Here is a 17,367-nt window from a genome sequence, read left to right as displayed (position 1 = left end):
ACCGCAGCGGCACACTTCCCCCCATGGCGGACCCGTTCCTCGGCAGCGAAGCCTTGGCGTGCGGTCGGCTCACCCGCCACGCGTTGCGAAGCAACTTCGTCGCCGTTCACCCCGACGTCTACCTTCCAGCCGGCGCCGAGCTCTCCGCTGAATTGCGTGCCCGCGCAGCCTGGCTGTGGTCGAGGCGACGAGGAGTCGTGGCCGGACAGTCCGCCGCGGCGCTGCACGGCTCCAAGTGGGTCGACGCTCGGGCGCCGGCCGAGTTGCTCTACGACTACCGCCGCCCGCCAAGGGCGATTCGAACCTGGTCAGATCGCCTGGACGACGACGAAGTCCAGATAGTCGCCCAGATGCGGACGACCACGCCGGCACGAACTGCTCTCGACATTGCGTGTCGCTACCGATCGGATCCGCGATCGCCGCACTGGACGCGCTGGCCAGGGCGACGGATCTCAAGATGGCCGACGTCGAGCTGCTCGCCGAGCGCCACCAGGGACGACGCGGCATCCGGCGAGCCCGCCGCGCGCTGAGCCTGGTCGACGCCGGAGCCGAGTCGCCTCGCGAGACCTGGCTGCGACTGCTGCTCATCCGCGCCGGCTTTCCCGCCCCCAGGACTCAGATCCCGGTCCACGACGAATACGGTCAACTGGTCGCGGAGCTCGACATGGGCTGGGAGGCAATGAAACTCGCTGTCGAATACGAGGGTGACCATCATCGCACCGATCGGCGGCAGTTCAACAAAGACATCACTCGGCTCGAGACGTTGAACGACCTCGGGTGGGCCGTTGTCCGGGTCACTGCCGACGACACCGAAGGCGGCGTCATTGCGCGAGTGCGGGCGGTCCGGGATCGCCGAGCGTGCATCCAGGGCGGAATTCAGGAGGAATCAGCGCCCTGAGTGCACGCTCGGCGCAGGGGCACGGCACGCTCGGCGCGCCAAACCTCAGCTGCCGACGGGAGCGGTCGGGGTGAACACCATCGGCATCGACTCCAACCCGCTGACGAAGTTGGCCGGGCGCAACGGCAACCGGTCGCCGTCGTCGGCCAGGCGCAGGTCCGGTAGCCGCTCGAGCACCCGCTCGGTCATCAGCCGCAGTTCCAGCCGCGCCAGCTGATTGCCCAGACAGAAGTGGGTGCCGAAGCCGAAAGCGACGTGGCCGTTGGGGTCTCGACGAATATCGAATTGATCCGGTGTGTCGAACTGCGACTCGTCGAAGTTCGCCGACTCGAACAGCAGCATGATCTTCTCGCCCTGTTTCAGCTCGGTGCCGTGAAAATCGGTGTCCGCAGTCAACATTCGGCACATGTTCTTCACCGGCGACGTCCAGCGCAGCATCTCCTCGATCGCGCCGGGCAGCAACGTGTCAGGGTCAGCGCGCAGCGCGTCCCACTGATCGCGGTGACGCACCAGCTGCTCGGTGCCGCCGGAGAGCGTGTGCCGAGTGGTCTCGTCGCCGCCGATCAGGATCAGCAGGGTCTCCATCACGATCTCGGCGTCGCTCATCCGCTGACCTTCGACCTCGGCGTTGACCAGGATGGAGAACAGGTCGTCGGTCGGCTCGGCCCGGCGCTTGGCGATGATGCCCATGGTGAATTCGGTATATCCCGCAAAGGCATTCATCACCGTCTGGAACTCGGGTCCAGTCGGGTCCAGGTGCGAACTCAGTCCCGAAACCAGATCGTCCGACCACTTCAGCAGCATGCCCCGCTCCTCGGGCAGGACGCCGAGCATGTCGCCGATCACGGCCATCGGCAGCGGGGCGGCGATGTCGCGGACGAAGTCGCATTCACCGCGCTCGCAGACGGCGTCGATCAACGCGTCGCACAGCCGGCCCAGCGACGGAATCTTCTCGGTGACCCGCTTACGGGTGAACCCGGCGTTGACGAGCTTGCGCCGCACCAGATGCGCCGGATCGTCCATGTCGATCATGTACGGCATGCCGGGCTGATCCGGGCGGATGCCACCGGTGTTGGAGAACAGTTCGGGATTGCGCTCGGCATCGATGATGGCCTGATACGTCGTCGCGCCGGCCAGACCGTTGCGGTCGCGAAACACCGGCTGGTTGGCGCGCATCCAGCGATAGGCCTCGCGCGAAGCCGTGCGGTCGGCATAGAAGTTGCCGTCCGCGAGATCGATGTTCGCGATCGTGGTCGGAATGGTTGCGGTCATGTACCTAAGCCTCCAGTTATGTACTTGGCCCAATTACTAGCGGATTACAGTGGCCGGCATGCCGAATTCACAGCACACCATCGCCGGAACGGTGCTCACCATGCCGGTGCAGATCCGCAAGGCGGACGTTCGCACCGCGATGTTCTCTGTCGACGCCGCCGCGGCGCAGCGGCTTGTCGACTACAGCGGCCTGCAGGTCTGCCGGCACCGCCCCGGCCGCGCGGTGGTCACCCTGATGCTGGCCCGCTACATCGACGGGGATCTGGGCGAGTACAACGAATTCGGCACCGCGGTCATGGTCAATCCGCCGGGTTCGAATGCCCACGGCCTCAAGGCCCTCGGCGATGCGGCTGCTTTCATCCACCACCTGCCGGTCGACCAGGCCTTCACCCTGGAGGCCGGTCGTGCCATCTGGGGTTTCCCAAAGATCATGGCGGACTTCACCGTTCGCGAGGGCCGTCACTTCGGCTTCGACGTCAGCGCGGAGGGGCAGCACATCGCCGGCATCGACTTCGGCCGCGGCCTGCCGGTGCCCGCCGTGTTCACATCGAAGCCCCGGGTGCTCAAGACCTACACGTTCGCCGAGGGCACCACCCGCGAGGTTCCGTGGGAGATGCGGATCCGCGAGGTGCGCGGCCGGCCGGGCGGGGCGACGTTGCGTCTCGGCGATCACCCGTATGCCAAGGAGTTGGCGTCGCTGGGTCTGCCGAGCCGCGCGATGGTGTCGGGAGCAGTCGGCCACGTCGAGATGACCTTCGGCGACGCACACGCCATCAGCTGACCGGTCACGAACCGCCATCCGGCCAATCTAGAACGTGTTCTAGCTGATCGCAAGAACGCGGTCAGATCAAGCCTGCCAACTCCTGGACCTGCTCGGTACTGCGGCCTGACACCACCATCATGGTGACGCCGGAGGCCTCCCAGGCCTTGATCTGCTTACGCACGTAGTCGACGTCGCCGACGATAGCGGCGTCGTCGATGACCTCGTCCGGGATGATCTCCGCGGCCTTATCCTTCTGCCCATTGCGGAACAGCTTGGTCACGTCGTCGACCACCTCGGCGTAACCCATCCGGCGGTAGACGTCGGCGTGGAAGTTGGTGTCCTCGGCCCCCATCCCGCCCATGTAGAGGGCGATGTAGGGCTTCATCGCGGCGAACGCCGCGGGACGGTCCTCGGTGATGACGATGTTGGCCGTCGCGCAGATCTCGAAGTCCTCACGACTGCGGCGTGCACCTGGGCGGGCAAACCCCTCGTCGAGCCATTCGTTGTAGGTGTCGGCCATCCTTGGCGTGTAGAAGATTGGCAGCCAGCCGTCGCAGACCTCGGCCGCCAGCGCCACGTTCTTGGGGCCTTCGGCGCCCAGCATGATCGGAATGTCGGAGCGCAGCGGGTGGGTGATGGGCTTGAGCGGCTTGCCCAGACCCGTTGCGCGCTCGCTCTTCAGCGGCAGCGGGTAGTGCGGGCCGTCGCTGGTGACGGGCTTCTCGCGGGCCCACACCTGGCGGATGATGTCGACGTATTCGCGGGTGCGGGCCAGCGGCTTGGGAAAGGCCTGGCCGTACCAGCCCTCCACCACCTGCGGCCCGGACACCCCGAGGCCCAGGATGTGCCGACCGCCGGACAGGTGATCGAGCGTCAACGCGGCCATCGCGCAGGCGGTCGGGGTGCGCGCGGACAGCTGGACGACGGACGTGCCGAGCCGTAGCCGCTGTGTCGACGAGCCCCACCAGGCCAACGGCGTATAGGCGTCCGATCCCCACGCTTCGGCGGTGAACACCGCGTCGAATCCGTTGTTCTCGGCGGCCGCCACGAGTTCGGCGTGGTTGTCGGGCGGCTGAGCACCCCAATATCCCAGCTGGAGTCCGAGCTTCATGCGCACTACCTTCCTGCAGGTCTCGACCCTATCTTGAATCCATTCTTAGAACCTGTTCTACTCGACACTGTGACCACCAGCCAAAGCAGCCCGGTGCAGATCGATACCCATCAGAAGGTTCTCTCGGCGCCTCTGAAGCTGACCTTCGACTACACCCGTTCAGTCGGCCCTGTCCTGAGTCAGTTCTTCACCGCCCTGCGCGAACGACGCATTGTCGGCGTCCGAGGCTCCGACGGCCGGGTCTACGTCCCGCCGGCCGAGTTCGACCCGGTGACCTATGAACAGCTGACCGAGATCGTCCCGGTGGAAAGCGTCGGGACCGTGCTGTCTTGGACGTGGCAGGCTCAGCCACTCGAAGGACAACCGGTCGACCACCCGTTCGCCTGGGCGCTGATCAAGCTCGACGGTGCCGACGTCCCGCTGCTGCACGCGGTTGATGCCGGATCCGCCGATGCGATCAGCAGCGGTGCCCGGGTACACGCGCACTGGGTCGACGACCCAGCGGGCGCGATCACCGACATCGCCTACTTCGTCCTCGGTGACGAGGCCGAGCAGGTTTCCGGTGACAAGGACGATCGCGAGCCGGTGACGGTCCAGGTGACCCCGGCCAGCATCGAAATCCAGCACACCGCTTCACTTCCCGAGACCGCGTTCCTCCGCGGCCTGGAGGAGGGCAAGCTGCTGGGCGCCCGCACGGGCGACAGCGGCAAGGTCTACTTTCCGCCCAAGGAAGCCGATCCGGCGACCGGTCTGGTGCTCGACAACTTCATCGAGCTCCCGGACAAGGGCACGGTCACGACATTCGCCATCATCAACATCCCGTTCGCCGGGCAGCGGATCAAACCGCCGTACGTCGCGGCCTACGTGCTGCTCGACGGCGCGGATATCGCGTTCCTGCACCTGATTCAAGAGATCGATGCGACCGAGGTGCGGATGGGCATGCGGGTCGAGGCGGTGTGGAAGCCCCGCGAGGAGTGGGGCCTGGGCATCGACAACATCGAGTACTTCAAGCCGACCGGCGAGCCCGACGCCGACTACGACACCTACAAGCATCACCTCTGAGCACCGCCGATCAAAGGGAACGACGTGACTTTTCGCGATGTAGCTGTCGTCGGATTCGCCCATGCCCCGCATGTGCGCCGGACCGACGGCACCACCAATGGCGTCGAGATGCTGATGCCGTGTTTTCAATCGCTCTACCAGGAACTCGGCCTGCAGCAGACTGACATCGGCTTCTGGTGCTCGGGGTCATCGGATTACCTTGCCGGACGGGCATTTTCGTTCATCTCGGCGATCGACTCGATCGGTGCGGTGCCGCCGATCAACGAGTCGCATGTCGAGATGGACGCGGCATGGGCCCTCTACGAGGCTTACATCAAGTTGCTGACCGGAGAGGTCGACACCGCGCTGGTGTACGGCTTCGGAAAGTCCTCGGCAGGCACGTTGCGCCGGGTGCTTGCACTGCAGACCGACCCGTACACCGTGGCGCCGCTGTGGCCCGACGCCGTGTCGATGGCCGGACTGCAGGCCCGGTTCGGCCTGGACTCCGGTAAATGGACCGCCGAGCAGATGGCCCAGGTCGCGCTCGACTCGTTCGCAGCATCCGAGCGCACTGATTCGGAGAAGCCGGCGAAGAGCATCGACGAGCTACTCTCCCGTCCGTACTTCGCGGATCCGCTTCGGCGCCATGACATTGCGCCGATCACCGACGGCGCGGCGGCCATCGTGTTGGCCGCCGGCGACAAGGCCCGCGAGCTGCGCGAGAACCCGGCGTGGATCACCGGCATCGAACACCGCATCGAAACCCCGGTGCTCGGCGCCCGCGACTTGACCGCTTCGCCGTCGACCGAGGCGTCGGCCAAGGCCGCGACGGGTGGCGACGCCGGCTCGATCGCGATTGCCGAGATCTACGCGGCGTTCACTCATCAGCAGCTGATCCTGACCGAGGCCATCGGCCTGCCGTCGTCGACGACGATCAATCCCTCGGGCGGCGCGCTGGCGGCCAACCCGATGTTCTCCGCCGGGTTGGAGCGCATCGGCTTTGCCGCGCAACACATTTTCGACGGCTCAGCGGGGCGGGTGCTCGCGCACGCGACCAGTGGCCCGGTGTTGCAGCAGAATCTCGTCGCCGTGCTGGAAGGGAAGTAGATAATGGCGGGCCAGTTGGCTGCGGTGCTCGGCACCGGTCAGACGAAGTACGTCGCCAAGCGCCAGGACGTCTCGATGAACGGTCTGGTTCGCGAGGCCATCGACAAGGCATTGGCCGACTCCGGGTCGACGATGGCCGACATCGACGCGGTGGTGGTCGGCAAGGCGCCCGACTTCTTCGAGGGCGTCATGATGCCGGAGTTGTTCATGGCCGATGCCGTGGGCGCCACCAACAAGCCGCTGATCCGGGTGCACACTGCCGGTTCGGTCGGCGGGTCGACCGGTGTGGTGGCGGCCAGCCTGGTTCAGTCGGGCAAGTACCGGCGGGTGCTGGCGATGGCCTGGGAGAAGCAGTCCGAGTCGAATGCCATGTGGGCGTTGAGCATTCCAGTTCCGTTCACCAAGCCGGTGGGCGCCGGCGCGGGTGGTTACTTTGCTCCGCACGTGCGGTCCTACATCCGCCGATCCGGCGCCCCGACCCACATCGGGGCCATGGTCGCGGTCAAGGACCGGTTGAACGGAGCCAAGAACCCGTTGGCGCACCTGCATCAACCCGACATCACGTTGGACAAGGTGATGTCGTCCCAGATGCTCTGGGACCCAATCCGGTTCGACGAGACCTGCCCGTCGTCCGACGGTGCCTGCGCAGTCGTGATCGGCAACGAAGAAGTCGCCGACAAGCGGGTCTCCGACGGCCATCCGGTGGCCTGGATCCACGCCACCGCGCTGCGCACCGAACCGCTGGCGTACTCCGGTCGCGACCAGGTCAATCCGCAGGCCGGCCGGGACGCCGCCAAGGCGTTGTGGAAGGCGGCCGGCATCACCAGCCCGATCGACGAAATCGACTGCGCGGAGATCTACGTGCCGTTCTCCTGGTTCGAGCCGATGTGGTTGGAGAACCTCGGGTTCGCCGCCGAAGGTGAAGGTTGGAAACTCACCGAGGCCGGCGAGACGGCGATCGGCGGCAGAATTCCGCTGAACGCCTCCGGCGGGGTGCTCTCGTCCAACCCGATCGGCGCCTCCGGCCTGATCCGGTTCGCCGAGGCAGCGATCCAGGTGATGGGCAAGGCCGGTGATCATCAGGTCCCCAACGCGCGCAAGGCACTTGGCCACGCCTACGGCGGTGGCTCGCAGTATTACTCGATGTGGGTGGTTGGAGCGGACAAGAAGTGAAGTACACCTGCAGTATCGCGTTCGGCCAGATCGACCAGCTGACCGAACTGGCCAAGACCGCGGAGGAAGTCGGCTTCGACTCGATCGCGCTGCCGGACTCGATCTTCTATTTCGAGAAGCAGTCCGTCGACTATCCCTACACCGCCGACGGCAAGCGGATGTTCGACGAGGAGTCGCCCTGGGTGGACCCGCTGATCCTGGCGGGCGCGATGGGCGCGGTCACCTCCAAACTGCGGTTCTACACGAACGTCATGAAGTTGGGTTCGCGCAACCCGCTGCTGCTGGCCCGCCAGGTGGGCTCGGTGGCCAACCTGACCAACAACCGCTTCGGGTTCGGCGTCGGCATCGGCTGGGCTCCCGAGGAATTCGAATGGTGCGGCGTCCCGTTCGCCAAGCGCGGCAAGCGGGTCGACGAGATGATCGAGGTCATCAAGCTGGTGCTGGCCGGCGGGATGGTCGAATTCCACGGTGATTTCTATGATTTCGACCGCCTGCAGATGAGCCCCGCACCCATTGAACCGGTGCCGTTCTACGTGGGCGGCCACACTGACGTGGCGCTGCGCCGAGCGGCGCGGATCGGTGACGGGTGGACCAGTGCGATGATGACCCACGCGCAGCTCGCCGAGACCATCGGCAAGCTCGACGCGCTGCGCGCCGAAAATGGCCGCGCGGACCTGCCTTTCGAGATTCAGGCGGTATGCATCGACAAGTTCGGTGTGGACGGCCACCGCGAGCTCGCCGAGATCGGCGTCACCGACTACATCACCATCCCGTGGCTTCTGGACGGTCTCGGTACCGACGCGCCGCTGGAACAGAAGAAGGACTCGCTCAAGCGTTGGGCCGAAACCTACATCCACTCGGGCTGGCAGAAATGAGCGATACCCCCGCGCACCTGGCCGGTAAGCGCTCCCGCGACGCGGTCGCGGCCCGTGACAAAGAGGCGTGGGTGTCGAACTTCGCCGACGACGGCATCGTCGAAGACCCGGTCGGCCCTTCACATTTCGACCCCGAGGGCACAGGGCATCGCGGTCGCGACGCAATCTCGGCATTCTGGGACATGGCGATCGCGCCGACGGACAAGATCGAGTTCGTCTTCGACAAGACCTACCAATGCGGTGACGAAGAGGCCAACGTCGGCCACATCCTGATCACCGCCGCAGGACATCAGATCACCGCCGAAGGCGTGTTCACCTACAAGGTCGACGACGACGGCAAGATGCTGGCGCTGCGCGCTTACTGGGAAGTCGACCGGGCCACCGCCAGCGCCCGCAAGCTCTAAATCGGTTCCAGCCCCGTCAGATAACGCTGGGCCAGATCCTGGTAGGCCTGCGGGTTCACCTTCACCCACATCTCGGCCCCGGTCCCCGCGATCGGGCCCTTGATGGTCGCGGGAGCCCCCACCACCAGGACTTCGGCCGGGATCTTCGTCCCGCCGGTCACCAGAGCGCCGGCCGCGACCAAACTGCGCGCCCCGATCACCGCCCCGTCGAGCACGGTGGCGTGGTTGGCGATCAACGCCTCGGCGCCGATGTGGGCGCCGTGGATGACGCACATGTGGGCCACCGTCGCCCCCGGACCGATGTCGACCGGGATGCCCGGCGGTGAATGGAGCACCGAACCGTCCTGGACATTCGCGCCCTCACGAACGATCACCGGGCCGTAGTCGGCGCGCAACACGGTGTTGAACCAAACCGACGCCCCCGCCTCGACGGTCACGTCGCCGATCAGCGTGGCCGTGGGCGCGACGAACGCAGTGGGGTCGACGCGCGGCGATCGGCCCTCGAAGGAATACAGCGGCATCGTTCAGATATACCGCAGGCCGGGTAACCGGCAGTGATATCCCCGTCATTGCGCGAAACGGGAGAAAAACTGTAACGTGTTCTAGTTAGAAGCCCGATAAATCTGGAGGCCTGATGGCTACCGAGACCGCCGCTGTCCGCGAGATCGACGCCGGCACCCTGCCCGACCGCTATGCCCGCGGTTGGCACTGCCTAGGCCCGGTGAAGGACTATCTCGACGGCGAACCGCACGGCATCGAGGCGTTCGGCACGCATCTGGTGGTGTTCGCCGACTCGCACGACGACCTGCATGTCCTAGACGGATACTGCCGGCACATGGGTGGCAACCTGGCGCAGGGCACGATCAAGGGCGACGAGGTGGCCTGCCCGTTCCACGATTGGCGCTGGGGCGGCGACGGCAAGTGCAAGCTGGTGCCCTACGCCAAGCGCACCCCCCGGCTGGCCCGCACGCGATCCTGGACCACGGATGTGCGCAGCGGGCTGCTGTATGTCTGGCACGACCACGAGGGTAATCCGCCGCCGCCGGAGCTGCGGATTCCGGAGCTTCCGGAGTTCGCCAGCGACGAGTGGACCGACTGGCGGTGGCATTCGATGCTGATCGAGGGCTCCAACTGCCGCGAGATCATCGACAACGTCACCGACATGGCGCACTTCTTCTACATCCACTTCGGTCTGCCGACGTATTTCAAGAACGTCTTCGAAGGCCACATCGCCTCGCAGTACCTGCACAACGTGGGCCGGCCCGACGTCAACGACCTCGGCACCTCCTACGGCGAGGCGCACCTGGACTCGGAGGCGTCGTATTTCGGCCCGTCGTTCATGATCAACTGGCTGCACAACCAATACGGCGACTACAAGGCCGAGTCGATCCTGATCAACTGCCACTACCCGGTGACCCAGAACTCGTTCGTGCTGCAGTGGGGCGTCATCGTCGAAAAGCCCAAGGGCATGGACGAAAAGATGACGAACAAGCTGGCCAAGGTCTTCACCGAGGGGGTCAGCAAAGGCTTCCTGCAAGACGTCGAGATCTGGAAGCACAAGACCCGGATCGACAACCCGCTGCTGGTCGAGGAGGACGGTGCCGTCTACCAGATGCGGCGGTGGTACCAGCAGTTCTACGTCGACGTCGCCGATGTCACGGCCGACATGACCGACCGCTTCGAGATCGAGGTCGACACCACCGTCGCCAACGAGAAGTGGCACGTCGAGGTCGACGACAACCTGGCCAAGCAAGCCGAAGAAGAGAAGACCGAACAGCCGGCCACATGAGCTCATCCCACCAGCCACCCGACGTCGATCGGTTAGCTCGGTCGATGCTGATGCTCCACGGCGATCACGAAAGCCACGACGAGCCGGCCGCTGCGGGTAACGGCAAGAGCAGTGGATCCTGGTCCAAGGCACCGAATTTCGCCGACGACCCGGAACGGGCCGCCGCTGTGCAGGCGGCCACTCAGGCAGACAAGGCCCGCTACCTGACGTCGGGCCTGCAACCGGTGGACTGCCGCTTCTGCCATGCCACCGTCAATGTGAAACGGCTGGGGCCCGGACACACTGCGGTGCAATGGAACAGCGACGCCTCGCAGCGCTGCGCCTACTTCACCGAGGTGCGGGCGTCGGGCGAGCCCAGCGCTCGCAGCCGGTCCTGTCCCAAGCTGGGCGACAGCATCGAGCACGCCGTCGCCGAGGGTTGCCTCGACGCGGTGTCGACCGCTCCCCCACCGGGCGACGGCTGACCCCGGTCACCGTCACAGCCCCGCGAATCGCTCCTTGACCTCGTCGGCCGTCAACCCGTAGTCGGCCAACGAGTACTTGTGCTTGGGAGCCCTTGCACCGGTTTGGCTTTCGGCGTGGCTGTTTTCCATTGCCTGCCGCGCCTCATCGGTGAGCGGGATGTCGAATTTGCGATAGATGTCGGCCACGGTGCCGATCGGGTCGGCGATGAGCTCCCGGTAGTCGACGTCGTAGAACTGGTTCGGGTTGTATTTGGCCCGCGCGGTGTTGAACTGCTCCAATCCGCGCGCCCAGGTTTCCATTGCGTCCGCACCGATTTGCTCACCGGTGAACCCTGTCGACCAGCCATCGGCGGTGTGCTGGGCCAAGGAGCACATCGACGCCATGATCGTCTCGACCGGTCGATGGGTCTGGATGACCAGCGCGTCGGGATAGGTCTGCATCAACGCGTCGAGCGCGAACAGGTGGCTCGGGTTCTTCAGCACCCATCGCTTGTCGGCATCGTTGAGCCCGATCAGCTGGAGGTTCTTGCGGTGCCGCTGGTAGGCCGGCGTCCAGTCCTGTTGCGCCAACCACTTCGAGTACGTCGGCAGGTGCGCCAGCGTCTCATAGGACACCGAATGCAGCGACTGTCGCAGCAGCTGCCAGCATTCCTCGAGCTCGTAGGCGGCCATGAAGTGCAGTCCGGTGTAGCCGGGATTGTCCTGGTGATGCTGGGTGAACTGGTCGTCGAGCTGGCGGTACAGCGGGTGGGACTCCCACGTGTCGCGTGGGGGACGCGGTTGCGGGAATTCCGCCAGCCACATGTGCAGCCCCTGGTGTGCCGGGTCCGCGCCGAGCAGTCGGTGCAGGGCGGTGGTACCGGTGCGCACCAGACCGGTGACGAAGATGGGCCGCGTGACCTTTATGTCGGCATGCTGCGGGTACTGCTTCCACGCGGACTCCGACAACAGCCTGGCAACCAGGGCGCCGCGCAGGAAGAATCGATTCATCTTGCTGCCCAACACCGTTAGGTCGGCTTCCTGCCGGTATGACTCCAGCAGCACGCCGAGCGCCTCGCGGTAGTTGTCGTCGTCGGCGCCGAAGTCGTCGAGCCCGGTCAGCTTGGTAGCCGAGGCATGCAATTCATCGACGGTCGCGATATCGGTGCGTTCACCCACTAGCCCGTCTCCCTCCTCATCGCTTCGCTCTGCATCGTCGGCGGAGGCCTAGTTGTGGTACTCGCCGCAGTTGACATCGAGCGTCTGCCCGCTGATACCGCTGGACAAGTCGCTGGCCATGAAGATGATCGCCGACGCCACCTCGTCTTCGGTCGGCAAGCGTTTGAGGTCCGAATTGGCCGCGGTCGCCTGGTAGATCTCGTCGGCCGAGGTGCCGTACTTGCCTGCCTGGTGCTCGAAGTAGCCCTGCAACGTCTCACCCCAGATATAGCCGGGTGCAACGGAATTCACGCGGATACCCTTCTCGCCCAACTCAGTGGCCAACGACTGCGACATGGACAGCAGCGCGGACTTGGCCATTTTGTAGGCGCCGTACTTCGCCTGCGAGTGCCGCAGCACCATCGAGTTGACGTTGACGATCGAGCCGCCACCGTCCTCCAAGGCCGGCGTGAAGGCCTGGATGAGCCGTAACGCGCCCAGCGCGCTCAGCTCGATCGCGTCGCGGATGTGCTGGAAGCTGGTGCCGGCCAACGGTTTCATCGACGGCACCCGGAACGCGTTGTTGATCAGCACGTCCACCTTGCCGAAATTCGAGGTGGTGGATTCCACCAGGGCCGCGACGTCGTCGTCCTCGGTGATGTCGGCGCGCACGGCCAGCGCCTTGTGCCCTGCGTCACCGAGCTGAGCGGCCAGTTCCTCCAGCCGTTCGACCGTACGAGCCGCCAGCACCAATTCGGCGCCGTCGTTGGCACATCGATGCGCCAGCGTGGTGCCGAGCCCCGGGCCCACACCACTGATCACGATGACTTTCTTCTCCAGCAGTCCCGTCATGGTCACCCCAGCATCCTGGCCGCGATTTGCTGCTGGCGCAACGCGATTCGTGTACGCCAGTCTTGCTCTGAGATCTTGTTGTGCTCGAGGTAGGGCAGAGCTTCCGAAAGCTTGTCGATGTCGACCAGCTGGACGGTGGGGCCGTCGGCTTCGGTGAGTTGGCGCGACACCCGCTGCCAGCGGAACTGCAGGAACCCGCGGCGATGCCCCAGCGTTTCCACCCAGTTGGTGACGCCGGGATTCTGGTCTGCGACGACGATGCGGACCATCCCGTCCGGATCTGCTTGCGCCTGAGCGTTGTTCAGCGACGTCTGGTGGTTGATGTAGTCCAGCGAGATGTACCACAAACTGCCCAGCTGGAACCCGAGGTAGGGCGCGTCGGTCACCGGTAGCGTGATCACCAATGCCTCGTCGGGCCGCAGGTCGAAGTGACCGACCGAGGAGTACTGCGTCGCCAGCCCGCCGGGCGTCAGGCGCGGTGCGACCATCGTGTTGACCGGAAGGTCGAGGTAGAACCACTGCGGGAACTGCAGCCAGGTCTTGATCCGGTTGACCAGCTGCTTTCCCGCTGCGCTGTAACGCTTTTCGATCGTTGCCCGGCTCAGGGGCGGCGGCGCCGTGCCGGCGGTGTCGGAACGCGAGATGGACAGCGTTCCCCGTCGCGCGGCCCAGTCGCCGTAAACCTCACGGATCACCAACTGGCCGGGATTGGTGGGCCTGACCTGCCACTGAAAGCTGCCGTCGGCCGCGATCTCGAGTTCGCGGTCGTCGAACGCGGCCTGGCTGGCGGGCACGTTGTCGTCGGTGTACTCGCCGCCGAGCAATTGGAAACTCAGATCCGTGGTGGTGCCACGGACCCCGGTGACGAGGTAGTCGTGATCCGGCTGCACCCGGCAACCGAAGTAGAGGGTGTCCGGATTGTCCAGGCCCATCTTCGTATACGGCCCGGTACCGGAGAGCAGCACCGGATGGTCGCGGTCGTAGTCGAACACCATGTGCGTGCACGCGGCCACACAACCGGCCAGGTACTGCAACCCCTCGAGCAGGTCGGCCTCGGACTCGATGTGCGGCGCGGCGGCGACGAGTTTCTCGGACTCGGCGACGGCGTCGATCAGCGGCTGAGAGAAGAGGGGATCGGGCACGCTCTGACGCTAGAACGTGTTCTAGTTTTCGTCAACAAGCGAACAATGGCGCCGCGTCCGACGACAACGAGTCAGCTAGTCCGTGCACCGCGCAGACAGGTCGATCAACTGCTGCCTGACGTCCGGGTGCCGGTTCAGGTAGCCCATGACGTCGGGTCCACCGCCCTCCGCCTGCGACTGCGAGGAGAGGCGTTGCCTCACATCAGGGTGACGTTGCAGATACGAGTCGATCGACTGACCCACAGTCTGATTGCAGGCGGCGTTCGCCACCGGCAGCGCAATGATCGTGGCGGCCGATGCCGCAACCAGTGCACCGGCCACTCGACCGGCCCAGATGAATCTCGTACTCATGGATGCGACGCTACGCGTGACAGCTATGGGCAGCCTGTGCAATTGGCCAGACTATTGCGAGGCGGCGGCCGCTTCCTGCTCGCGCTTGATCTCCAGCGCAATGTCGATCAGCTGATCCTCTTGGCCGCCGATCAGCTTGCGCTGCCCGGCCCGGTGCAACAGCTGATGTGCCGGAACGCCGTACCGCTCGGATTGCCGGACGGCGTGCTTGAGGAAGCTGGAGTAGACCCCGGAGTAGCCCATGATCAACGCGTTGCGGTCGAGCAGGCATTCGGCCGGCATGGCCGGTGCGACAACCTCTTCGGCCGCGTCGGCGATGTCGAAGAAGTCGATGCCGGTTTTGACGCCGATCTTGTCGAACACCCCGATCAGCGCCTCGACCGGGGCGTTGCCCGCACCCGCGCCGAACCGGCGGCAGGAGCCGTCGATCTGCTTGGCGCCGGCCCGAACGGCCTCCACCGAGTTCGCCACGCCCAGCCCCAGGTTCTCGTGGCCGTGGAATCCCACTTGGGCGTCGTCGCCGAGCTCGGACACCAGCGCCGCAACCCGGTCGGCCACGCCGTCGAGCACCAGGGCTCCCGCGGAGTCGACCACGTAGACGCACTGGCAGCCGGCATCGGCCATGATGCGGGCCTGGGCGGCCAGCTTCTCCGGCGCGATGGTGTGCGACATCATCAGGAAGCCAACAGTTTCCAGACCCAGCTCGCGGGCCAGGCCGAAGTGCTGGATGGACACGTCCGCCTCGGTGCAGTGGGTGGCGATCCGGCAGATCGAACCGCCGTTGTTCTGCGCCTCTTTGATGTCTTCCTTGGTTCCGACGCCGGGCAGCATCAGGAACGCGATCTTGGCTTCCTTGGCGGTCTCGGCAGCGAGCTTGATCAGCTCCTGCTCGGGCGTCTTGGAGAAGCCGTAGTTGAAGCTCGAGCCACCCAGCCCGTCGCCGTGGGTCACCTCGATCACCGGCACGCCGGCGTTGTCGAGGGCGGCCACGATCGCGCCGACCTCGTCCTTGGTGAACTGGTGACGCTTGTGGTGCGAGCCGTCACGCAGGGAGGTGTCCGTCATCCGGACGTCCCAGATCGGGTTGAAGAAGATGTCTTGGGTAGTCATGCCTGTGCTCCCTGGGCCGTCGCCGACAGCGATTCCTTGGCGATCTCCTCGCCCACCTTGGTGGCCGCGGCGGTCATGATGTCGAGGTTGCCCGCGTACGGCGGCAGGTAATCGCCGGCACCTTCGACCTCGACAAAGGTGGTGACCAGCGCCTGACCGCCGGAGTGCACCGACGGGTCGTCGAACTGTGGGTCGTTGAGCAGGCGGTAACCCGGCACGTAGGTCTGCACTTCGGCGACCACGTCGCGGATCGACTGGGCGATCGCGTCGCGGTCGGCGTCCTCGGGGATGGCGCAGAAGATGGTGTCGCGCATGATCATCGGCGGATCGGCCGGGTTCAGGATGATGATCGCCTTGCCGCGCTTCGCGCCACCTATGGTCTGCACTCCCCGCGACGTGGTCTTGGTGAACTCGTCGATGTTGGCCCGGGTGCCAGGCCCCGCCGATGACGACGACACCGACGCGACGATCTCGGCGTAGGGCACCTCCACGACGCGACTGACCGCATAGACGATCGGGATGGTCGCTTGGCCGCCGCAGGTGATCATGTTGACGTTGGGTGCATCGAGGTGCTCGCGCAGGTTGGCCGGCGGGATCACCGCGGGGCCGACCGCGGCCGGTGTCAGGTCGATCGCCCGGATTCCGGCGGCCTCGTACTTCGGGGCGGCATCGCGGTGTACGTAGGCGCTGGTGGCCTCGAACACGATGTCGGGTTTCTCGGACTGTGCCAGCAACCAGTCGACGCCCTCGTGGCTCGTCTCGAGTCCCAGCTTGCGAGCGCGGGCCAGGCCCTCGCTCTCCGGGTCGATCCCGATCATCCAGCGCGGCTCCAGCCACTCCGAGCGGAGCAGCTTGTAGAGCAGATCGGTGCTGATGTTGCCCGATCCGACGATGGCCGCAGTCAGCTTCGACGGCATGGACGCTCCTTATCTGTTTGTCGCGACCCGCTGCACCCGGCTTCGCCGCGCTTGCGATCGCTCCTCATCTACCTCTCGCGACCCGCTGCACCCGGCTTCGCCACGCTTGCGATCGCTCCTCATCTACCTCTCGCGACCCGCTGCACCCGGCTTCGCCGCGCTTGCGATCGCTCCTACTCGAAAGACAGCCGGACGGACCCGAGCCCGTCGAAGTCGGCGACGAAATTGCTGCCGGGAGGTGCGTCGATGGCTCGAGTGCACGAACCGGGCAACACGATGTCACCGGCCCGAAGCCGCACTCCGAAGCTTTCCACCTTGCGGGCCAGCCACGCCACCGCGGTGACCGGATTTCCCAGCACCGCATCGCTGCGTCCCTCGGCCACCACCTCGCCGTTGTTGGTCAGCACGGCGTCGATCTTGGTGATGTCGATATCGGTCGGCGCGACCCGGGCCTCGCCCAGCACGAAGCCCGCGGACGACGCGTTGTCGGCGATGGTGTCGCACAACGCGATCTTCCAGTCGGTGATCCTGGTGTCGATCAGCTCGATCGACGGCACGAACGCCTCGGTCGCCTTCAGCACGTCTTCCTCGGTGCAGTTCGCGCCGGGCAGGTCGTGCGCCAAGATGAAACCGACCTCGACCTCCACCCGTGGGTACAGAAACCTGTCGGACTTGACCGGGACGTCCTCGAAGACCTGCATCTCGTCGAGCAGGTGCCCGTAGTCGGGCTCGTCGACGCCCATCATCTGCTGCATCGCCAGCGATGACAGGCCCACTTTGTGGCCCACCACCCGGGCGCCCTCGGCGACTCGCTGCCGAATGTTGATCAGCTGAATCTCGTAGGCGTCGACCACGTCGATCTCGGGGTGCCCGGCGGTCAGCGGAGTGATGGGCAGGCGGGTCCGTTCGGCCTCGGCGAGGTCGGCGGCCAGCGCATCACGGGTGGCTGACGGAAGCATTG

The 17,367-nt window shown here is 65.6% G+C and carries 18 protein-coding genes and 1 pseudogene; 9 read left to right on the top strand and 10 right to left on the bottom strand.

Annotated features, from left to right (window positions below; genetic code table 11):
• The first annotated feature begins 23 nt into the window (after window positions 1-23).
• A pseudogene (locus ACZYW1_RS14140) lies at window positions 24-898 on the top strand (hypothetical protein).
• Window positions 899-943: 45 nt separating this feature from the next.
• Here ACZYW1_RS14140 and ACZYW1_RS14135 read toward each other — a convergent pair.
• The gene (locus ACZYW1_RS14135) at window positions 944-2,170 is read right to left on the bottom strand and encodes a cytochrome P450 (RefSeq protein WP_463786675.1); all 1,227 of its coding nucleotides are present in this window, start codon (window positions 2,168-2,170) and stop codon (window positions 944-946) included.
• Between the two features lie 58 nt (window positions 2,171-2,228).
• On the opposite strand from ACZYW1_RS14135, the gene ACZYW1_RS14130 reads away from it, so the two are divergent.
• Window positions 2,229-2,951 (top strand): acetoacetate decarboxylase family protein, encoded by a 723-nt coding sequence (locus ACZYW1_RS14130; protein WP_463786672.1) that lies wholly within the window; start codon window positions 2,229-2,231, stop codon window positions 2,949-2,951.
• Window positions 2,952-3,012: 61 nt separating this feature from the next.
• On the opposite strand, the gene ACZYW1_RS14125 is transcribed toward ACZYW1_RS14130, so the two are convergent.
• The gene (locus ACZYW1_RS14125) at window positions 3,013-4,044 is read right to left on the bottom strand and encodes an LLM class F420-dependent oxidoreductase (RefSeq protein ID WP_463786671.1); all 1,032 of its coding nucleotides are present in this window, start codon (window positions 4,042-4,044) and stop codon (window positions 3,013-3,015) included.
• A 69-nt stretch (window positions 4,045-4,113) separates the two neighbouring features.
• Here ACZYW1_RS14125 and ACZYW1_RS14120 point away from each other — a divergent pair, with 69 nt between their 5' ends.
• Genes ACZYW1_RS14120 through ACZYW1_RS14100 form a run of 5 tightly spaced genes read left to right on the top strand, consistent with a single transcriptional unit; the run spans window position 4,114 to window position 8,644 of the window.
• Window positions 4,114-5,106, top strand: coding sequence for a Zn-ribbon domain-containing OB-fold protein (locus tag ACZYW1_RS14120; protein ID WP_463786669.1), 993 nt, complete (start codon window positions 4,114-4,116; stop codon window positions 5,104-5,106).
• A gap of 24 nt (window positions 5,107-5,130) precedes the next feature.
• Window positions 5,131-6,192 (top strand): thiolase domain-containing protein, encoded by a 1,062-nt coding sequence (locus ACZYW1_RS14115; protein WP_463786668.1) that lies wholly within the window; start codon window positions 5,131-5,133, stop codon window positions 6,190-6,192.
• A gap of 3 nt (window positions 6,193-6,195) precedes the next feature.
• Window positions 6,196-7,365 (top strand): thiolase domain-containing protein, encoded by a 1,170-nt coding sequence (locus ACZYW1_RS14110; protein ID WP_463786666.1) that lies wholly within the window; start codon window positions 6,196-6,198, stop codon window positions 7,363-7,365.
• Window positions 7,362-8,240, top strand: a complete 879-nt coding sequence (locus tag ACZYW1_RS14105; protein ID WP_463786664.1) for a TIGR03619 family F420-dependent LLM class oxidoreductase — start codon at window positions 7,362-7,364, stop codon at window positions 8,238-8,240. Before ACZYW1_RS14110 ends, ACZYW1_RS14105 begins: the two co-directional genes overlap by 4 nt.
• Window positions 8,237-8,644: a nuclear transport factor 2 family protein gene (locus ACZYW1_RS14100; protein ID WP_463786663.1), complete on the top strand. Its 408-nt coding sequence runs from the start codon at window positions 8,237-8,239 to the stop codon at window positions 8,642-8,644. Before ACZYW1_RS14105 ends, ACZYW1_RS14100 begins: the two co-directional genes overlap by 4 nt.
• Here ACZYW1_RS14100 and ACZYW1_RS14095 read toward each other — a convergent pair.
• The gene (locus ACZYW1_RS14095) at window positions 8,641-9,165 is read right to left on the bottom strand and encodes a gamma carbonic anhydrase family protein (RefSeq protein ID WP_463786661.1); all 525 of its coding nucleotides are present in this window, start codon (window positions 9,163-9,165) and stop codon (window positions 8,641-8,643) included. The two genes, ACZYW1_RS14100 and ACZYW1_RS14095, sit on opposite strands and share 4 nt — an antisense overlap.
• A gap of 113 nt (window positions 9,166-9,278) precedes the next feature.
• On the opposite strand from ACZYW1_RS14095, the gene ACZYW1_RS14090 reads away from it, so the two are divergent.
• Entirely contained in the window at window positions 9,279-10,433 is a 1,155-nt protein-coding gene (locus ACZYW1_RS14090) for a Rieske 2Fe-2S domain-containing protein (protein WP_463786660.1), read from the top strand.
• Complete coding sequence (locus ACZYW1_RS14085; protein ID WP_463786658.1) at window positions 10,430-10,897, top strand: hypothetical protein; 468 nt, start codon at window positions 10,430-10,432, stop codon at window positions 10,895-10,897. Before ACZYW1_RS14090 ends, ACZYW1_RS14085 begins: the two co-directional genes overlap by 4 nt.
• Before the next feature lie 12 nt (window positions 10,898-10,909).
• Here ACZYW1_RS14085 and ACZYW1_RS14080 read toward each other — a convergent pair whose 3' ends face one another.
• The 7 genes from ACZYW1_RS14080 to ACZYW1_RS14050 form a co-directional block, all read right to left on the bottom strand.
• Window positions 10,910-12,055, bottom strand: coding sequence for a sulfotransferase family protein (locus ACZYW1_RS14080; RefSeq protein ID WP_463786657.1), 1,146 nt, complete (start codon window positions 12,053-12,055; stop codon window positions 10,910-10,912).
• A gap of 48 nt (window positions 12,056-12,103) precedes the next feature.
• Window positions 12,104-12,886 (bottom strand): SDR family oxidoreductase, encoded by a 783-nt coding sequence (locus ACZYW1_RS14075; protein WP_463787830.1) that lies wholly within the window; start codon window positions 12,884-12,886, stop codon window positions 12,104-12,106.
• 2 nt (window positions 12,887-12,888) lie between these two features.
• Complete coding sequence (locus tag ACZYW1_RS14070; RefSeq protein ID WP_463786656.1) at window positions 12,889-14,028, bottom strand: hypothetical protein; 1,140 nt, start codon at window positions 14,026-14,028, stop codon at window positions 12,889-12,891.
• Between the two features lie 75 nt (window positions 14,029-14,103).
• On the bottom strand, window positions 14,104-14,379 hold the full coding sequence (locus ACZYW1_RS14065; RefSeq protein WP_463786655.1) for a hypothetical protein: 276 nt from the start codon (window positions 14,377-14,379) through the stop codon (window positions 14,104-14,106).
• 51 nt (window positions 14,380-14,430) lie between these two features.
• Complete coding sequence (gene dmpG, locus ACZYW1_RS14060; RefSeq protein WP_463786654.1) at window positions 14,431-15,489, bottom strand: 4-hydroxy-2-oxovalerate aldolase; 1,059 nt, start codon at window positions 15,487-15,489, stop codon at window positions 14,431-14,433.
• Window positions 15,486-16,406, bottom strand: coding sequence for an acetaldehyde dehydrogenase (acetylating) (locus ACZYW1_RS14055; RefSeq protein ID WP_463786652.1), 921 nt, complete (start codon window positions 16,404-16,406; stop codon window positions 15,486-15,488). Before ACZYW1_RS14055 ends, dmpG begins: the two co-directional genes overlap by 4 nt.
• A gap of 173 nt (window positions 16,407-16,579) precedes the next feature.
• Complete coding sequence (locus tag ACZYW1_RS14050; RefSeq protein WP_463786650.1) at window positions 16,580-17,365, bottom strand: 2-keto-4-pentenoate hydratase; 786 nt, start codon at window positions 17,363-17,365, stop codon at window positions 16,580-16,582.
• Window positions 17,366-17,367 lie beyond the last annotated feature (2 nt).

The organism is Mycobacterium sp. IDUB_36 (assembly GCF_055419225.1).
The sequence above is the reverse complement of the archived record's forward strand: the minus strand, read 5'-3'. Positions and strand labels throughout refer to the sequence as shown.

Bases quoted from the DNA above. Each gene is read 5' to 3' on its own strand.
- ACZYW1_RS14135 (WP_463786675.1), bottom strand. From the start codon at position 2,170: ATGACCGCAACCATTCCGACCACGATCGCGAACATCGATCTCGCGGAC.
- ACZYW1_RS14130 (WP_463786672.1), top strand. From the start codon at position 2,229: ATGCCGAATTCACAGCACACCATCGCCGGAACGGTGCTCACCATGCCG.
- ACZYW1_RS14125 (WP_463786671.1), bottom strand. From the start codon at position 4,044: ATGAAGCTCGGACTCCAGCTGGGATATTGGGGTGCTCAGCCGCCCGAC.
- ACZYW1_RS14110 (WP_463786666.1), top strand. From the start codon at position 6,196: ATGGCGGGCCAGTTGGCTGCGGTGCTCGGCACCGGTCAGACGAAGTAC.
- ACZYW1_RS14100 (WP_463786663.1), top strand. From the start codon at position 8,237: ATGAGCGATACCCCCGCGCACCTGGCCGGTAAGCGCTCCCGCGACGCG.
- ACZYW1_RS14095 (WP_463786661.1), bottom strand. From the start codon at position 9,165: ATGCCGCTGTATTCCTTCGAGGGCCGATCGCCGCGCGTCGACCCCACT.
- ACZYW1_RS14090 (WP_463786660.1), top strand. From the start codon at position 9,279: ATGGCTACCGAGACCGCCGCTGTCCGCGAGATCGACGCCGGCACCCTG.
- ACZYW1_RS14085 (WP_463786658.1), top strand. From the start codon at position 10,430: ATGAGCTCATCCCACCAGCCACCCGACGTCGATCGGTTAGCTCGGTCG.
- ACZYW1_RS14075 (WP_463787830.1), bottom strand. From the start codon at position 12,886: ATGACGGGACTGCTGGAGAAGAAAGTCATCGTGATCAGTGGTGTGGGC.
- ACZYW1_RS14065 (WP_463786655.1), bottom strand. From the start codon at position 14,379: ATGAGTACGAGATTCATCTGGGCCGGTCGAGTGGCCGGTGCACTGGTT.
- dmpG (WP_463786654.1), bottom strand. From the start codon at position 15,489: ATGACTACCCAAGACATCTTCTTCAACCCGATCTGGGACGTCCGGATG.
- ACZYW1_RS14055 (WP_463786652.1), bottom strand. From the start codon at position 16,406: ATGCCGTCGAAGCTGACTGCGGCCATCGTCGGATCGGGCAACATCAGC.
- ACZYW1_RS14050 (WP_463786650.1), bottom strand. From the start codon at position 17,365: ATGCTTCCGTCAGCCACCCGTGATGCGCTGGCCGCCGACCTCGCCGAG.